We start from the raw sequence: 16860 nt of genomic DNA on the forward strand, positions 1-16860 counted from the left end.
CTTTACGGCCTCGGGATTGCATGCTTTGATGGCCATCTCGTGATTCACCTTCAACCGGGCCAGATTTTTACCATGTCCGACACCCCCCCCACCGAGTTGCATGCTGCCATGGCCGATGTGGCCACCTGTATCGATCAGGGGCTTTGGAACGCCGCCCTGGAGCGTTTGCTGGTCTTGAAGAAACGTTATCCGGGATATGCCCACGTGCTGCACCTGTTGGGTGTGGTGCGGCAGGAGTTGGGGGAGGGGCGGGGGGCGTTGGAGGCGTTGAGTCAGGCGGTGGCCATCCTGCCGGACAACGCCGTGTTTCAACTGGACCTGGGGGTGCTGCTCCACAAAAGAGGCGCACGACTGCCGGCTCTGGATTGTCTGCGGGAAGCGGTCCGGCTCAGTCCCGACAACGAGGCGGCCTGTTTCCACCTCGGGGATCTGCTGATGGATCTGGGAGAGGTCGAGGAGGCGATCGACTGTTTCACCCGTGCGACCCGTCTCAAGCCGGATATGGCAGGGGCGTGGATCAATCTGGGTCTGTGTCAAAAATCCCGGAACCGTCCCGAACTCGCCCTGGAGTGTTTTCGCACGGCCTCGCAGGTCCGACCGGATCACGCCCAGGCCCATGTCAATCTGGCCATGGCCCATCTGATGATGGAACACTACCCGGAAGGATGGCGGGAATACGAGTGGCGCTTCAAACTCGATCAACCCAGCGTCCCGTATCCATGCCCCTCGATTCCCCGTTGGCAGGGGGAACCTCTGCAAGACCGAACCATCCTTTTGTTGGGAGAGCAGGGGTTCGGAGACATGATCCAGTTCATCCGCTTCGCCGCTGTGCTGAAAGATCAGGGCGCGCGGGTGCTGCTGACCGTGCCCACCCCTTTGGTGACGCTGTTCCGGCGTGCCCCGGGGGTGGCGCAGGTGCAAAATCATGCGGAATTCCGTGAACCGGTCCATTTCCAGATTCCGCTTCTGTCCGTGCCCGGAGTGCTGGGCACCACGGTGGAGACCATTCCGGCGGTTGGGGGGTATCTGACTCCGGATCCGCAACAAGTCGCCGAATGGGCCGGTCGGCTGAGCGAACCGGGCTTCAAGGTGGGGCTGGTCTGGGAAGGAAAACCGTTGCACGCCAATGATCCGTTGCGGCGTCGCTCCTGCACCCTGGCGGATCTGCTGCCCTTGGCGCAGGTGCCGGGGGTGAGCCTGTACAGCCTGCAGAAAAGTGAGCCGGATCGACCCTTGCCCCGGATTCCGGAAGGATTGTCGATGCGGATCATGGATTCTTACTTGACCGATTTTGCCGCCACGGCGGCGATCATGAGCCGGATGGATCGGATCATCACCATCGATTCGGCCACGGCCCATCTGGCCGGAGCCTTGGGGGTGCCGGTTTGGACCCTGTTGCCCCGGGCGCCGGATTGGCGTTGGGGCATGAATCGATCCACCACACCCTGGTATGCCTCCATGACCCTGTTTCGCCAGAGGGTGACCGATCGTTGGAGCGAGCCTGTGGAGGCGATGGTCCGGGCCTGGGAGCCGCGGACATGAATACCGCCGACATTCCCGGGTTGCTTCAGCAGGCTTTGGCCGCTCATCGGCGTCGGGATCCGGTGCAGGTGAACGCCTTGGTGCGGCAGGTGTTGGACATGGATCCGGACAACGCCGATGCGCTGTATGTGTTGGGCCTGAGTGCCGGTTCCATGAACCGCCCCGATCTGGCGGTCAATCTGTTGAGCAAGGCGGTGGCCCTCAATCCGGATCAACCCTATTATCATTTCAATCTGGGATCCTGTTTCAGTGCCTTGGGCCAAAACGAACGGGCCGAAGAGAGTCTGCGCGCCGCCATCGCCCTGAAACCCGATCTGGCGGAAGCCTGGATCAATCTGGGCAATTGGCGCATGGCCCAAGGGGAGTTGTCGGCTGCGGTGGAGTATTATCTGCACGGGGTGGGGTTGAATCCCGATCTGACCATCGGCCACTATAATCTGGGGGTCATTTTTCAGGAGCATGGGGATCACGGGATGGCTTTGGAGCGGTTCCGGGAGGCCTTGCGGTGTGACCCCGAATACCCCCAGGCCCACATGGGAATGGCGGCTTCGTTGCTCAAGACCGGCTGTTACGCCGCCGGCTGGCGGGAGTATGAATGGCGGTTCCGACTGCCCCATCATGCCCCGCGTATCTGTCCCGTGCCCCGCTGGGAGGGTCGGGTGTCTGCGGGGTTGCGTATCTATGTCTATACCGAACAGGGCTTCGGCGACGCCTTGATGTTCGCCCGGTTCGCACCTTTGCTCCGGGAGAGGGGCGCCCGGGTGCTGCTGGAGTGTCGTCCGGAGTTGTTGCGGCTTCTGACCGCCTCGTCTCTGGCGGATCAGGTGACGGCACGGGCCTCGGACGATGGCGCGCCTCCTCCGTTCGATTACGACTGCCATGTTCCCCTGATGAGTCTGCCGGAGGTGTTGGGGATCACTTTGGATACCCTGCCGAATTTCCCCTATCTGATGGCGCCCCCGGAGCGGGTGCGGGCCTGGGGGGAGCGACTCGGGGAGAAAAAAGGATGGCGGGTGGGGCTTTCCTGGTCGGGCAACCCTGCGGCGGATGTCAATCAGGTTCGGGCCTGCCCCCTGGAGACCTTGTTGCCTTTGACCCTGTTGCCCGGCATTACCTTCTACAGCCTGCAAAAAGGGCCACCCGCCGCCCAATTGACCGAAGCGTTGTGTCAACGTCACGAAATCATTCCCCTGGGGGATAAATTGGGAGATTTCGCCGAAACCGCCGCCGTGTTGCAGCATCTGGATCTGTTGATCTCCACGGACACGGCGCTTGTCCACTTGGCGGGCGGGTTGGGGGTACCGGTCTGGACCTTGTTGCACACGGCTTGTGAATGGCGTTGGCTGGAAAAACGGGAAGACAGCCCTTGGTATCCGTCCATGCGTCTGTTTCGTCAGGCCAGATCGGGGGATTGGCGGGAGTTGGTGGGGCGGGTCAGAGGTGCTTTGGAGGTGTTGACACAAATCTGAAAATCTTGCCATAAACGCAGAAATACTGCTTGATTTTTGGTTTCCGTTCACTTATTCTCCTCGAACTGGAATTTCCTGCATGGCGCGGAGTAGGGTTTTGCACGGTTCTTTCCAAGTCTATATAACAAATGTTTTTAGGAGAATAGGCGATGGGTTCGTATGCCTCTCTGGAATCCACCCAGTTTCTGACTTTCCATTTGGACCAGGAGGTCTATGCCATCGACATCTCCCGGATCAAAGAGGTGCTTGAATTCACGCCACTGACCCGGATTCCACGGACTCCGGATTTCATGTGCGGGGTGATCAATCTGCGTGGCAACGTGGTGCCGGTGGTGGATTTGCGTTTGAAGTTCGGCATGACCAAGGATGACCCCACCATCAATACCTGCATCATCATTCTGGACGTGATTCAGGATGATGAGGCCACGGTGATCGGAGCGGTTGCGGATTCGGTCAAGGAGGTGATGGAACTCGATCCCAAACAGATCGAGCCGCCTCCCCGGTTCGGCACCGGGGTGCCCAACGGGTTTATTCGTGGCATTGGCAAGCATGGTCAACAGTTTGTTATGGTGCTGGAAACAGATCGAATTTTTTCCGACAGCGCATCCACCCTCGTCGCGTCGTGATTTTGCAGCCGGTCGCGGACTTCTTTGCAAGTTTCATCCGTCCCGCCCTGCGGTTCAAGGAGAGCCAACCCATGGTGATCAATCGACAAGCCACTTTGATCAAGACCATTCAGGATTCCATGCACGAAATGGCTATTGCCTTTTTTGCCACCGACATCGGCATCCGGGATGGTCCGGCCCTGGTCAATCATGCGGCGGATGGCGTGTCGCATCCGGCCAATCGGGCTGATGTGACGGCCATCGTCGGTTTTCGGGGTCAGATGACAGGGGGCGTGCATCTTTCCGCGCCGATGCACGCGGCTTTGGGGCTGGCTTCGGCGTTTTGGGGAGAACCTCTGGAATCCTTCAACGAAACCGGGCGGGACGCCTTTGGCGAGTTGGCCAACATTCTGGCCGGTGCCTTGAAAAGCCGTATTGACGATGGCCTTGATCTGACCCCTCCCAGAATCGTGCAGGGATCGGATCCGGCGGATTTGCCCACTTATGGGGGTTCCTACAGTGCCCGCTGTTATTTCATGACCGTCAATGGACCCTTGTATGTGGAGGTGTTCCACGATGGTCAGGAAACCTAGACCGGTTGCCACCGGTTTTTCTTCAGGGTGGAGACTCCAACGTCGTGGACAATCAAAAAGAAGAGAATAGCTGCGTGCGTGTTATCGGGTAGAATTCGTCAGAATCTCATCCCTGTGAGGTCACGCGATTTTCCCCGCCAAAGCCCTGGGGATCACTTCCGTTTCATACCGGATCCCGTCGATTCCATCTCCCGCAGCCAGTGGGCGATATCGGCCAATACGTGAGTCAGTTCGGTTTCCAGTTGATCCAGCCGCAGGGGCCAGTTCTGGGGCCGATTGGACCGGATGGCGGTTTCTATCTCCCGCGTCGCCTCGAATAACCCCATGGCACACAGATTCCCCGCCGACCCTTTCAAGGCATGGATCAACCGTTCGGCCTCCTGTCGGTCGTTTTGGCGCCGGCCAAGCAGCATGCCCCGCAGGGTTGTGATCACGTTGGTGTGGTTGCGTTGAAACTCCACCAGCAAGGTCCACAGCAACGGCTGTTTGTGGCTGACCATTTCCAGCAGTCCGGGGCGGTCGAGGCCCGACTGCGGGTGGTTCTTGGGGATCACGATCCGGGAAACGGGTGGTTCCGGCACCTTGAGAGGCTGATGGCGCGGACCGATCCAACGGCTCAACGTCTCGAACAGCCGTTTGCGGTCGATGGGTTTGGTGATGTGGCCGTTCATGCCGGCTTCCAGGCTGGCCCGTTGATCCTCTTCCATGGCGTGGGCGGTCATGGCCAGGATGGGCAGATCCTGAAAACGGGAATCGGCGCGAATCATGCGTGCGGCGGCGTGACCATCCATCAGGGGCATCTGGACATCCATCAACACCAGATCATATTGACCCGTGCTCACCTGTTGAATCGCGTCCAGACCGTTTTCCGCCACATCGACCACAATGCCGACGCTGAGCAGATTCTCCTTGGCCACCTGTTGGTTGATGGAATTGTCTTCCACCAGCAGCACTCTGGCCCCGGTCAATTGTTTCCGGTAGGTGGCCAGATCCGGGGCATGATTGCCGGTGCGTTGCAACCGGGCCGCCTCACGGCCAAAGAGGGTCAGGATGGTCTCGAACAGTACCGAACAGTTGACCGGTTTCACCAGTTCCAGATCCGCAACCCCGGCGGGCCTGTGGCTGTACTGGTTTTCGGGGTTGTCCGGGTCTGGACGGGTCAACAGCAGAATGCCGCACTCGGAGGGGGATTGGGTTGGGTCGATGCGGTTGCTACCCCGGATGGTCTCCAGGGCCTCGGGGGGCGGTGAGACGGCTGCGTCCACCACCGCCAGACGGAATGGCCTGCCGGCGGTGCGTGCCTGAGTCGTCTGATCCAGGGCTTCCAGGATCGAGGCCACCGGTACCACCTCGAAGGTGAACAGATGGAGCATTTCCGCCAAGGCGTTGCGACAGGGGGGATTGCTGGCCACCAGCAGCACAGGCAGATGGCGCAACTCCGGAGGCGGCAGCAGATCTGACGGATTGGCCGTGACCGCGTGTTGAAAGGTGGCGGTGAAATGAAAGGTGCTGCCGTGTCCAGGGGTGCTTTCCAGCCAGATGCGTCCCCCCATCAAATCCACCAACCGTTTGCTGATGGCCAGTCCCAGACCGGTGCCTCCGTGGGTGCGGGTGGTGGACAGATCCGCCTGGGAAAACGGATGAAACAGCCGGACCTTTTGCTCCTCCAGGATGCCGATACCGGTATCCCGCACCGAGAAATGCAACAGAATCGGAGCCTCTTCATCCTGGAGGCGTCGTACCGTCACTTCCACCTCGCCGTCGGTGGGGGTGAACTTGATGGCGTTGCCGATCAGATTCATCAGGATCTGTTCCAGGCGCAGGGGATCCCCATGCACGGTGGTGCGACACTCCTCCGCCACGGATAGGATCAACCCGATCCCTTTTTCCGCCATTTGCAGCCGGAACAGATCCGTCAGACGCTCGAACAGATCCCGTGGCTGAAAATCGACTTTTTCCAATTCCAGCCGTCCGGCGTCGATTTTTGAGAAGTCGAGAATGTCGTTGATGATCCGCAGCAGGGAGCGGGAGGCTCCGGCGATTTTGTTCAGGTTGTCCCGCGTTCTGGGGGGCAGGTCGGACTGCAAGGAGAGATCGGTCAGACCGATCACGGCATTCATGGGGGTACGGATTTCGTGGCTCATGTTGGCCAGAAACAGGCTTTTGGCCTGATTGGCCGCCGCCGCCGCGGCGCTGGAACGTTCCAACTCCCGGGTCATGCGTTGCAGGTCGCAGACCATGCGGTTGAATGCGGAGGCTAGATCCCCGATTTCGTCTTGTGTGGTGACCGCCAGGATGGTGTCGAAGCGACCCTGACCGATGGCCGCCATGCCCTGACGCAACTGGATGATCGGTGCCGCCAGTTTGCGGGAGACCAGATAGGCGAAACCGGCCACCAGCATCAACATCAAAACAGCCGGCAGCAAGACGAATTGCAGCTCTTTCCGAATGGCCTCCTGGACCATTGCCGGGGTCACCGGAAAGGTGATCCGCAGTGCCAGATGGGGTTCCCCTTCCCCGAGGCGGATCTCTCCATGGATCTGTTTGCCGCCGGGATCGTCGGCGCGGGTGTTGTCTTCTTCCAGAGGAATGAAACGCTCCCCATGCCGATGATACAGCCGCGCTCCCTGGTATCCGGCCACTTGCATGGCGACCACATGGCGCAGATAGCTGGTCAGATCCCCGTGCAGCAGGATGGATCCGGCGAATCCGCCGATCTCCGGATCCCATTTGGGAATGCCCGCCAGTACGGTCCAGCGGCCATCCGGCATCTGGAACGGTTCTGAAAAACGGGTGGAGCCGAACGGGAGTTCCTGCAATTTCTGATGGAGACTCCTGGCCTGCTGATCATAAGGATCGGTACTGCCGGACTGGTTGAGATTCCGATACTCCCGGATCCGTTTGTTGCCGCTGACCGCCACCTTTTCCTGGCCCTGCCGGTCGAAGTAGCGGATCGACAGAAACAGTCCTTTCTGGGCCGAAAGAATGTGCAAAAACAGCCGTTCCACATGGGGTTTGACCAGCAATGCCCTGTCTCCCCATGCCTGGAGCATGTCATCCAGGCCGGAGAGTTTTTCTAAGATGCCCAGGCTGCTTTGCAGGGGGATGGCCTGCATCCGGTCGAAATAGGCGACCGCCTCATCCACCGCATGTTGGGCCGACCGTTCCATTTCCTGCTGGATCTGGCGTTTGACCACCCAGTATTGCACCGATCCGAAGCACAGGATCAGCAGTATGCCGCCTCCGACGAACCAAGCCAGCAGTTTGTGAAAAATCGAGCGGACTGGGGGAATCATGGGTTTTCCGGATATTTTTTCAAGGCTTCGGCCTGTTCGATTGTCTCTTCGATCAACGGATTGTTCAGCACGGTATCCACTCCCAGCATGTGCGCCCGTTGTTTGTTGACGACGAGTGGACCCCGGGGCGGGGCGATGGGGGGCATGTTGGCTGGATTCGCCCCCTGGGCCAGAATGCGATGGGCCATGTGGACCGCCTCGTATCCTTGCAGATAGCCGGAGTCGTCGGCGGCGCACAGCGCCCCTTCCACGACAAATTGTTTTTCGTCGCTGATGTCGGGTGTGTGGATGTGGCGCAGATACCAGGCCACCAGGGCCAAGGGATCCACGGGTTTGCCATCCGTGTCTTTGATGGTGTTGTGGTTGGTCAGAAAAATCGCGTCGGCTTTTTGGGCCAGGGTCAGGGCGCCTTCTTTCCATTCCGTTTCGTTGTTGGTCACCATCGTGCCGACGATTCGCACCGGCAGCGTACCCTGTTCGGCCTGGCGTTGGAGGTCTTTCACCTTGGCGAGGCTGGTTTCCGAATCATCCGCCAAGATGGCCACGGTCTGGATCCCCGGAACCAGTCGGGTGAGCAGTTCCAACCCTTCTCGCATGTATCCGGGCTGGTAGACGCCGGTGATGTTGTGGCCGGGTTTTTCTTGACTGTCCAGCAGGCCATACTTGAGGGGCCAGATGTTGATCCCCCAGAAAACCACCGGTATCTTGGTGTCCAGATAGTGGGAGCCGATGTAGTGGGCCGCGTTGTCGTCGCCGAGCAGCAGCAGATCGGGCTGAAACCGCTCCGCCTGTTCCAGAATCCGCCGTGTGGTGACGGCGATTGCTCCCTGGTCGCTTTTGTGTTTGGTATCCATCCACAATTTCCGGATCACGGCCCGTGACGACTCCACAAAGTCGGTTTGGGTATAGGTGGTCACTTGGTCCGGATGGTCGAGATAGCCGAATTCCAGCAACGCGGCCGTCACGCCCCGATGGGTCTCCTGGGACCACAGGTATTCTCGATGATAACTGCTGACCACCAGAATACGTTTTTTCGGGGCGGCCAGGAGGTGACATGGCATCCAGACCATGGCGATGGCCAGCAGCAGAATCAGCCGGGAACAAGCGTGGTCCCTGGAGAAATGATCATGGGATTGTTTGGGGCGGATTGTGCCATGCATCGGGTTTTTCCCAGCCATCTTTGTGTGGTCAGGAGAGCAAAATTTGCAAATTGAGTCAAGAATACACCCGGAGAGTCGGCAGCAAAAGGGTCATTATGCATTCTTGTTTTTCAGCCGGACGGTGGTTCCCGTGAAAGCGGTTTTTTTAAAACGCGTCAACAGCGGGGATCAGGAGTCGTCGGACACCAGTTGATAGCCGACTCCGTGGATGGTGACCAGCATGCGGGAACTGGAGGTCTCTCCCATTTTGCGGCGCAACCGGTTGATCATGACATCGATGGTGCGGTCGTTGGGCATCCAATCGCGACTGCTGATGGCTTCCAGCAGTTGATCCCGGGTGAACACCCGACCCGGTTTGCGGACAAATTCCGACAACAGCAGATATTCCCCATTGGTCAGGGGGACCTGGGAACCGTCCGGAGTGGTGAGCCGGCGTCGTTGTGTATCCAGGGTCCAGCCCTTGAACAGGTGTTTGGTGACCGGGATTGCATCGTCCTCCCGCTGCTTGCGGGTGCGACGCAGCAGGTTTTTGACCCGGATCAGCAGTTCCCGTTCGTTGAAGGGTTTGATCACATAATCGTCCGCCCCCAACTCCAGCCCCACGATCCGGTCCACGTCCTCCCTGCGGGCGGTCACCAGGATGATGCCCATGTCGGAACGCAGCCGCAGGGCGCGGGTCAGGGAAAAGCCGTCCTCGCCGGGAAGGTTGATGTCCAACAGCACCAGATCGGTGCGGGTGGTTTCGAGACGTGTCCACATTTGGGAGCCGTTTTCCGCTTCGGAGACCGAATAGCCTTCCTTTTCAAAACAGGCAACGAGCAGCCCTCGGGTCACCGGATCGTCTTCGACGATCACAATGTGTTGTTTGGCATTCATACCCAACTGTCACACCCCAACTCTTTTCGTCCATGCATGCAGGCCTTGTCGGCAGCTTTTGTGAAAAGGTGCGCAGATCAAGACACGTGACCCAACAGTTTATCCTTGTCATTATGGAATAATCAAGATTAATTCAAACCTCTTTATAAAATAGCTCTGAATCATATCGATAGGGTTTTAAAAGCTCAGAATTGTTTATATGATATTTATTTTCATATCAGGCGGTGGATGATATGGTTTATAGTAATTTTTTGCAACCTGATAATCATTTCCAAGGATCCCGGAACCCGCCGGAAAAAAAATGGTCCCAAGCCCAGACATTTCCCCATCCTGGAAGAAAAACGTGTTATGCTGCATAGCGAAACGAGCTTCGTGGACCCTGGTTGGATTCCATCCCCTGAACATTGTAAAAGATAACTGAATATCAAAGCTATGGATGATCAGCTGCATGCTTTGGTCGTGGACGACAACCCGATGGAACGGGCCTTGCTGTCCGGACTGCTCAAGAAATTGACCCGCTGGACCATCGTACCCCTCGCCTGCGCCACCGGAGAAGAGGCGCTTAAGCAGGTGGAACGGATGGATCCGCAAGTGGCCTTTGTGGATTATCGACTGGATCATGAATCGGGTATCGATCTGATCCGCAGTCTCAAGTCCATGGGAAGCCGTGCGGGATTCATTTTGTTCACCGGCACGGAAGGGGATGAGGCTCTGGTGGAAGCGGTCCGGGTCGGGGCCGATGACTATCTGCGCAAAAGCGAATTGAGCGTGGAGAGTCTCAACCGGACCATTCATCATGTGCTGGAAAAAAGACGTACCGCCTGCAATCTGGAAGCCGCCCTCGCCGAACTTCAAAAGGCCAAGGCGCAACTGGAAAAACGGGTCGAAACCGATGCCGCCGTCCTGAGCGAGGCCCGGGAACGGTTGGACGCCATCGCCTCGGCGGCCCTTGATCCCATTTTGATCCTGGATGCCCAGATGCGGGTCACCTTCTGGAATCCGGCGGCCACCCGGGTGTTTGGTCAGACCCCGGAAGAGATTTTGGGGCGCCCGGTGCTGGATTTGCTGCCTCCATCGGAGTTCGCCACCCGTCTGAAAAACACCTTCAAAAGTTTCAGTCGCACGGGCAAGGGGACCATGATCGGTCGGGTGGTCGAATTCATGGTCAAGCACAAAAACGGCAAGACCTTTCCCGTGGAAGCCTCCTCGTCTGCCATCCAGATCCACAATGCCTGGCATGTGGTGGTGATTTTGCGGGATGTCACCAAGCATCGCAAAGACAAGGCGGCCCTGCTGCGGGCGCGGGACGCGGCCCAGCGGGCCACCAACCTGAAGGATCAATTCGTCTCCCTGGTGGCCCATGACCTGCGGGGGCCATTCACTTCGATTCTGGGCTTTCTGGAGTTGCTGGACAACGATCCCAAGAACCCCTTGAGCAAAAAACAGAAAGGCTATCTGGCCTGGATCACCGAAAGCAGCGCCAAAATGCTGGCCCTGATCGACGAAATTCTGGACATCAGCCGTTTGAAAACCGGCAAGATCGTCCCGGAGCCGCGTTTCTTCAACGCCCGTTTCGCCGGAGACAAGGCCCTGGAGTCGATTCGACCCCTGGCCGAGCAGAAAGGCATCGAGCTGCTCAATACCCTGCCCGAAGCCTTCCGGCTGCACGCGGATCCGGCGTTGTTCGGCGAGGTGCTGCACAATCTGCTCACCAACGCCGTGAAATTTTGCAGCAAGGGGGATCGGATCACCTTGTTGCGTCCCCCGGGCAAGCCTTCCACCCTGGCGGTGCTGGACACAGGCGTGGGGATCCGTCAGAAACGATTGCCGAAATTGTTCAAGCTGGAAGAAAAAACCTCCACCGTGGGCACTTCCGGCGAGCATGGCACCGGCTATGGATTGCCGTTCAGCCGGGATTTGCTGCGTGCCCATCACGGGGATCTGACGGTGGAGTCCAAGGAGGGCATCGGCAGCATCTTCTACGCCCAATTGCCGGAAGTGGTCCCCATGGCCTTGATCGTGGACGACGACGCGGAGTTTCGTCAGTTGCTGCTGGCCTTCCTGCACAACGACGGCGTTTCGACCCTGGAGTCCACCAACGGCTTGCAGGCGTTGGAAGTGCTCAAGAGTCGCTCCTGTCATCTGATCATCTGCGACGTGCAGATGCCCGGCATGGATGGTTTCACCTTTTTGGCCAAGGTGCGGGCCGATCCCAAGACCCGTCTGATCCCGGTGATTCTCGTGACCGGTGATGACACCATCGAAACCCGTGAGACCGCTTTTCGCATCGGAGCCAACGACTTTATCAACAAGCCGTTCACCCCCACGGAGTTCATCCCCCGCGTGCGTCGTTTCGTGGGATGAACGGTTCCTCTGGAGGCCATGGGGTTGCGGTTCCGGCGGCCAAAAAACGGCTTGGACAACATTTTCTTGCCGATTCCGAGGTGGCCCGGGAGATTGTCCGGGCCTCTGGAGTGGGACCGGGGGATCGGGTGGTGGAGATCGGTCCCGGACCGGGTGCCTTGACCGTTTGGCTGCTGCGGGCTGCCGGACGGGTGTGGGCCATCGAGCTGGATGCGGAGTTGTTGCCGGTTTTGATGCAGCGCACCGCCGGTCTGGGGGAGCTGCACGTGGAGAGGACCGACGCCTTGCGGGTGGACTATGGGGCGTTGGCGGAAACCCTGGGCGGGGAGCTGCGCATCGTGGCCAATCTGCCCTATAATATCAGCACCCCTTTGCTGATGCGTTTCATCGATCAGCGGGCGGCCATCGTCCAGATGACCCTGATGGTGCAAACCGAAGTGGCGGAACGGCTCTACGCCCGGCCCGGCACCAAGGCCTATGGGGCCTTGTCGGTGCCCTGCGGCTTGTGGATGGAGATCGAACCGGTGCTGCATGTGCCTCCCGGCGCGTTTCGTCCGCCCCCCAAGGTCAACTCCACCGTGGTGCGACTGACCCGGCGGGCCGCTCCCCTGGCCCGGGTGGATGACCCCGGAATTTTCTCCCAGGTGGTGCGGGCCGCGTTTGGTCAACGCCGCAAGGTGCTGGCCAACGCCCTGCGGGTGATGGGGGATCCGGCCCGCCAGTGGCTGGAACGGGCGGAAATCGATCCGGAACGCCGGGGCGAGACCCTTTCGATTCCGGAGTTCGCCCGACTGGCCAATGTGATTCACGCCTCAGGGGGGAGCGACTCCCCGGATCACTCTCCCACCATCATGAACGCCGACCAGATATAGGGGTGTTTCCACTCGCTGGACTCCAGCAGATCCAGTTGGGACTCCCGCAAGGCCCGATGGGCGCTCATCCCTTCTCCGAGACGGGCGTAGAGATTGGTCATAAGTGCCTGAGTGCCCGCGTCGCTCACCTCCCACAACGAGGCGATGACCGATTTGGCTCCCGCCTCCTGGAAGGCCCGACGCAAACCGTAGACCCCTTCGCCTTCGTGCATCTCCCCGAGTCCGGTTTCGCAGGCCGACAGCACCGCCAGTCGTGTGCCGGTCAGATCCATGCCCAGCACCTCCAGGGCGGTGAGTACCCCATCGTTGTCCGTGTCCAGTTCTCCGAGGAAGCGGGCGTTGGCGTTGATGCCGGCAAAGGCCAGACCGGCCCGCAACAACGGATTGTCTCCGGGAGGGGGAAGCTTCAACTCGCCACCACGGGCCAGTTTCAGGAGTCGTTTCTTGAGGTTGTCGTCGGGTTTGAGGAAAAAGCCGTGGGTGGCGATGTGCAGAATCTCCGGTGGCGTCGCGAGCGATTGCAACGCCGACTCCTGGGCTTCGTGTTTCATCAGCACGGTGTTGTTTTTTTTGCGGCCCGTGGCCTGTCCGGAGATCAGCCGCCCCTCTTTTTCCGCGCCGGGCAGCGGATCGAAATGCAGTCCCCGCATGCCCGACGAGAAGGCCCGCAATCCCTGCTTGAGTTCGGATGAGCGTCTCCCCTGGAGGGATTCCGACTCCTTTTCCTTTGCTTTCAGCTTTTTGGCCTGGTCTCCTCCCACCTTGTCGGAGTCGTAATCCGGACCGGCCAGGATCAGGTAGTTGCCTTTGGCTTCGGGCACAGCGGAAGGGACCAGATCCCGGCTCGACGACAGCAGATGCAGATCCGTATCCCGGGCCAGATAGTCATCCTCCGGATTCACCAGGGCCGGGAAGGGGAGGATGTTGAGCATGCCGTCCGGAACCACATACACCTGTTCCCGTTTGCCGATACGCTGCTTGATGGGTGCCCAGATCCGGTCATAGGCGGTGCGGCCCATTTTTTTGATGCTCTCTTCGTCCGCCTCTTCCTCCTGGATGATGGCCCGATAGTCGGTGACGATTTTTTGCACCCCGTCCGGATCCGGATAGACCACCCGGTCGAACACCACCTTGCCCTTGTCCTGGAACACAATGGCCGCCTGCAATCCGCTGCGTTCTTCATCCTTGTAGGCCAGGAATTCCACCAGGGCGGCCTTTTCCGGCAGATGTTTCACCAGGGTGTCGAGGGTGATGGGCGTGGTGGTGTGTTGCAGTCGTTTGCTGGCCCGTCCCAGTTCCAGTTGCAGCCGTTCCACGTCGTTTTCCAGATCGTGGATCACCTTCAAATGGGTGCTGGCGGTCTCCGGGGTGGGGCCGGAGAGGGTCAACGAGGCCAGCCGTTTGCGGGTTTCCGTCAACCGTTCGCTGATCGCCTTGAGCGCCGGATCGTTCCCCAGTCGGGCAATCTGCCGGATCTCCGAGGTGATCTTGAGCAGCAATCCCTTGCGTCGCAAACCCACCTCGAACGCCTCGCGCCCTCCGGTGGCCGGATCCATCTCCCCCAGCCGGGTCAGGTAGGTGTTGAGTTCCGGGGCATGCAGCCGGATGTATCCCTCCCGGGCGTTGTCCCCGGTGGACCAGAGCATGCGATCCAGAAAATCCGAACGGCGGATGAACAGTTCCTTGCGTACCTTGAACGCATCCGGGTGTTTGGTCTTCTCCAGGATCGAGGCCAGGGTTTCCAAGACCTCGAAGGCGTAGGGATGCAAGGGTCCGACCGCCTCTTCGGCCTTGGCGCGGGCCTGGCGGGCCAGCTCTTCCGCCTCTTTGTGGCGTCCCATGTCCCGCAGCAGCAGGCTCAAGTCGTTCATGGAGCGGATCACATCCGGATGGCGCTCTCCGAGGGTTTTCCGGCGTCCTTCCAGGGCTTTGGTGAAGAGTTTTTCCGCCTCCTGATGCTGTCCCAGATGATGGGTGACCCGGGCCAGATTGTTCAGGGCCTTCAGGGTGCGGGGATGACGTCCCCCCAGCGTGGCGCTCCAGCTTTCCAGTGCTTGACGGAACAAGGGTGCGGCCTTGGCTTCTTCTCGTTGCAGCAGATGCAGATAGGCCAGATTGTTGATCACCGCCACCGTGTCCACATGCCGCTCCCCGAGCCGTTTGCGATAGGCGTCGATGGCGTTGTGATACAGGGGTTCGGCCTTGTCGAAGTTGCCTTGGCTTTCGTGCAGCAAGGCGAGATTGTTCATGGTGGTCAGGGTGATGGGGCGTTCGGGACCGAATTGTTTTTGAGCCAGTTCGAGAGCCCGTCGCAACACCGGTTCCGCGTCGTCGTAGAGTCCCGCCTGTTCCAGCAGTTGCCCCAGATTGTTGAGGGTGGTGATGGTGACCGGATGGGATTCCCCCAGGGTCTTGGTGAGGGATTCCAGGGTCGTCTTGAGCAGGGTTTCCGCGGCGGCCAGATCTCCTCTTTTTTCGAGGATGGTGGCCAGCTCCACACGCAAGGCCAGGGTCGAGGGGTGTTCCTCTCCCTGTTCGGCGGCGAGTTCTTTCAGGAGTTTGCGGGTCTGGTTTTCCGCCTCCTGGAAATCGCTCTGGTCTGCCAGCAGATGAATCCGGGCCGTGGTGGCTTCGACGGTCAACGGATCCTTGGTGCCGGCGGGCAGCCGGGCCAGAACCGGCTTGAGGAGCGCTTCGGCCCGTTTGAGTTCTCCCAGACGACGGTTGGCCTCGGCGGCTCCGATGCGTGTGGCAAGGGGGGTGGGATCTTCTTTCGGCAGGATGGCTTCCAGAATGGTCAGGCTTTGTTCGTAGGCGTCCCGGGCCATGGGGAAGGCCTCGCGGGCCATGTTCAGGGCCGCGAACCGTTCCAGACAACGGGCGGTTTCCGGGTGATGATAACCATGGACCCCGGCGGAACGGGAACAGACCTCCCGCAGCATCGTTTCCGCCTCGTCATGGGATCCCAGTTCCTGGAGCAGTCGGGCCAGGGCCAGATCGTTGTCCATGGCCAGGGGATGCCCGGCTCCGATTTTGGCGGCCCAGCCGCCGCGGGCGGCTTGATACATATCACGGGCGGCGGCGGGATTGTTTTGGGTCTCCAGGAGTTCCGCCAGGGCCTTGCCGGTGGCGAGGCTTTCCGGATGGTTGGGCCCCAGTGCCTTTTGGGCATGGGTCGCTGCCTGCTTGAGCAAAGGTTCGGCCTCGGCCACCTTGCCCATCAGGGTCAGATAGGTGCCCAGCTCCCGTTCGCTCATGAAGGTGGAGGCGTGTTGCGCCCCGAGATTCTCCCGGGCCAGATCCGCTGCCTGTTTTCCCAGGCGGATGGCGGTGTCCAGATCCCCCTTTTCGGCGGCGGCCATGGCCTCTTCCCGGGTCTTGGACCATACCCCCGCCACCTCGGCCTTGCTGGCTGGAATGACTCCGGCTTGGTTGAGGGTTTCATCCACCCAGGGGGGCATGGTATTGACCATTCGGCTGATTTCCCCGTTGTACATGGCCGCATCCTTGGTATCGCCTCCCTTGGCGGCCAGGGTGGCGGCTTTGCGGAAATACTCCAGGGCTTTGGCGGTCTCTCCCGCCTGGAGGCTGGCCGTGGCCGCGTTGTGCAGCCAGTCCTTGTGCCCCGGATCCCGTTCGTGGGCCTTGGCAAAGCGGGTCATGGCCTGCTGGAAATCGTTGGCCTGCATAGCCTTTTTGCCTGCTTCCGCCTCTTTGGCCGCCGTGGGGTCGTTTTGGGCTGCCGGAGGCGCGGGGGGTGGCGTCAGCAGTGGGGCGTTGCCGGTGGTTTTTTCAGCGTTTGCCGGTTTGACGACCGCCCCGGCCCGTTGTTTTTCGTCCGGAGCGCCGGACGCGGCCAGCGCGGTCAGTGGCCAGGAGGATCCCAGCAACAGACCGAGCGCGATCACGGATAACGGCTTTATCCGCCGTGGATAGTGGACACGAAAACAATGGGGGCGGGAAAGAGACATGGGACTCTCCACGGGATGGGTTTTCAGGGGGCCATGGAGGGCATGCTAACCGATTTTGAGGCGGGTTTCATGGCAATTCCGGCCAGGGGGTGTTTTTTGGTGGGGGTGGGGC

Annotated in this window: 10 protein-coding genes; 6 read left to right on the forward strand and 4 right to left on the reverse strand. The window is 59.9% G+C overall.

The features are described 5' to 3' along the window. The first annotated feature begins 72 nt into the window (after positions 1 to 72). The 4 genes from HQL98_05170 (at position 73) to HQL98_05185 (ending at position 4209) form a co-directional block, all read left to right on the forward strand. The gene (locus HQL98_05170) at positions 73 to 1542 is read left to right on the forward strand and encodes a glycosyltransferase family protein (GenBank protein MBF0271457.1); all 1470 of its coding nucleotides are present in this window, start codon (positions 73 to 75) and stop codon (positions 1540 to 1542) included. Next, complete coding sequence (locus HQL98_05175; protein MBF0271458.1) at positions 1539 to 3011, forward strand: glycosyltransferase family protein; 1473 nt, start codon at positions 1539 to 1541, stop codon at positions 3009 to 3011. The genes HQL98_05170 and HQL98_05175 overlap by 4 nt, the downstream gene beginning before the upstream one ends. A 149-nt stretch (positions 3012 to 3160) precedes the next feature. Further along, a complete protein-coding gene (locus HQL98_05180; protein ID MBF0271459.1) occupies positions 3161 to 3637 on the forward strand; it encodes a purine-binding chemotaxis protein CheW in 477 nt (158 codons plus the stop codon). 71 nt (positions 3638 to 3708) lie between these two features. Beyond that, positions 3709 to 4209 carry a chemotaxis protein CheX gene (locus tag HQL98_05185; GenBank protein ID MBF0271460.1) on the forward strand — a complete coding sequence of 167 codons (501 nt, stop codon included), beginning with the start codon at positions 3709 to 3711 and terminating at the stop codon, positions 4207 to 4209. Between the two features lie 152 nt (positions 4210 to 4361). On the opposite strand, the gene HQL98_05190 is transcribed toward HQL98_05185, so the two are convergent. The 3 genes from HQL98_05190 to HQL98_05200 all read right to left on the reverse strand — a co-directional run bounded on the left by HQL98_05190 (position 4362) and on the right by HQL98_05200 (position 9541). Beyond that, a complete protein-coding gene (locus tag HQL98_05190; protein MBF0271461.1) occupies positions 4362 to 7505 on the reverse strand; it encodes a response regulator in 3144 nt (1047 codons plus the stop codon). Then, positions 7502 to 8665: a hypothetical protein gene (locus tag HQL98_05195; GenBank protein ID MBF0271462.1), complete on the reverse strand. Its 1164-nt coding sequence runs from the start codon at positions 8663 to 8665 to the stop codon at positions 7502 to 7504. The genes HQL98_05190 and HQL98_05195 overlap by 4 nt, the downstream gene beginning before the upstream one ends. Before the next feature lie 168 nt (positions 8666 to 8833). Beyond that, positions 8834 to 9541 (reverse strand): response regulator, encoded by a 708-nt coding sequence (locus HQL98_05200; protein MBF0271463.1) that lies wholly within the window; start codon positions 9539 to 9541, stop codon positions 8834 to 8836. Positions 9542 to 9973: 432 nt separating this feature from the next. On the opposite strand from HQL98_05200, the gene HQL98_05205 reads away from it, so the two are divergent. Together HQL98_05205 and rsmA are read left to right on the forward strand one after the other, a co-directional pair. Beyond that, entirely contained in the window at positions 9974 to 11905 is a 1932-nt protein-coding gene (locus HQL98_05205; protein ID MBF0271464.1) for a response regulator, read from the forward strand. Further along, on the forward strand, positions 11902 to 12777 hold the full coding sequence (gene rsmA, locus HQL98_05210; GenBank protein ID MBF0271465.1) for a 16S rRNA (adenine(1518)-N(6)/adenine(1519)-N(6))-dimethyltransferase RsmA: 876 nt from the start codon (positions 11902 to 11904) through the stop codon (positions 12775 to 12777). The genes HQL98_05205 and rsmA overlap by 4 nt, the downstream gene beginning before the upstream one ends. Here the strand turns inward: rsmA and HQL98_05215 are convergent. Then, positions 12741 to 16685 carry a CHAT domain-containing protein gene (locus tag HQL98_05215; GenBank protein MBF0271466.1) on the reverse strand — a complete coding sequence of 1315 codons (3945 nt, stop codon included), beginning with the start codon at positions 16683 to 16685 and terminating at the stop codon, positions 12741 to 12743. The genes rsmA and HQL98_05215 overlap by 37 nt on opposite strands. Positions 16686 to 16860: the final 175 nt, after the last annotated feature.

The sequence above is a fragment of the Magnetococcales bacterium genome, assembly GCA_015231755.1.
GTDB lineage: Bacteria > Pseudomonadota > Magnetococcia > Magnetococcales > Magnetaquicoccaceae > Magnetaquiglobus.

Coding starts and splice junctions, on each gene's coding strand:
- HQL98_05205 (MBF0271464.1), top strand. CDS start 9,974: ATGGATGATCAGCTGCATGCTTTGGTCGTGGACGACAACCCGATGGAA.
- HQL98_05185 (MBF0271460.1), top strand. CDS start 3,709: ATGGTGATCAATCGACAAGCCACTTTGATCAAGACCATTCAGGATTCC.
- HQL98_05170 (MBF0271457.1), top strand. CDS start 73: ATGTCCGACACCCCCCCCACCGAGTTGCATGCTGCCATGGCCGATGTG.
- HQL98_05180 (MBF0271459.1), top strand. CDS start 3,161: ATGGGTTCGTATGCCTCTCTGGAATCCACCCAGTTTCTGACTTTCCAT.
- HQL98_05190 (MBF0271461.1), bottom strand. CDS start 7,505: ATGATTCCCCCAGTCCGCTCGATTTTTCACAAACTGCTGGCTTGGTTC.
- HQL98_05175 (MBF0271458.1), top strand. CDS start 1,539: ATGAATACCGCCGACATTCCCGGGTTGCTTCAGCAGGCTTTGGCCGCT.
- HQL98_05200 (MBF0271463.1), bottom strand. CDS start 9,541: ATGAATGCCAAACAACACATTGTGATCGTCGAAGACGATCCGGTGACC.
- rsmA (MBF0271465.1), top strand. CDS start 11,902: ATGAACGGTTCCTCTGGAGGCCATGGGGTTGCGGTTCCGGCGGCCAAA.
- HQL98_05195 (MBF0271462.1), bottom strand. CDS start 8,665: ATGCATGGCACAATCCGCCCCAAACAATCCCATGATCATTTCTCCAGG.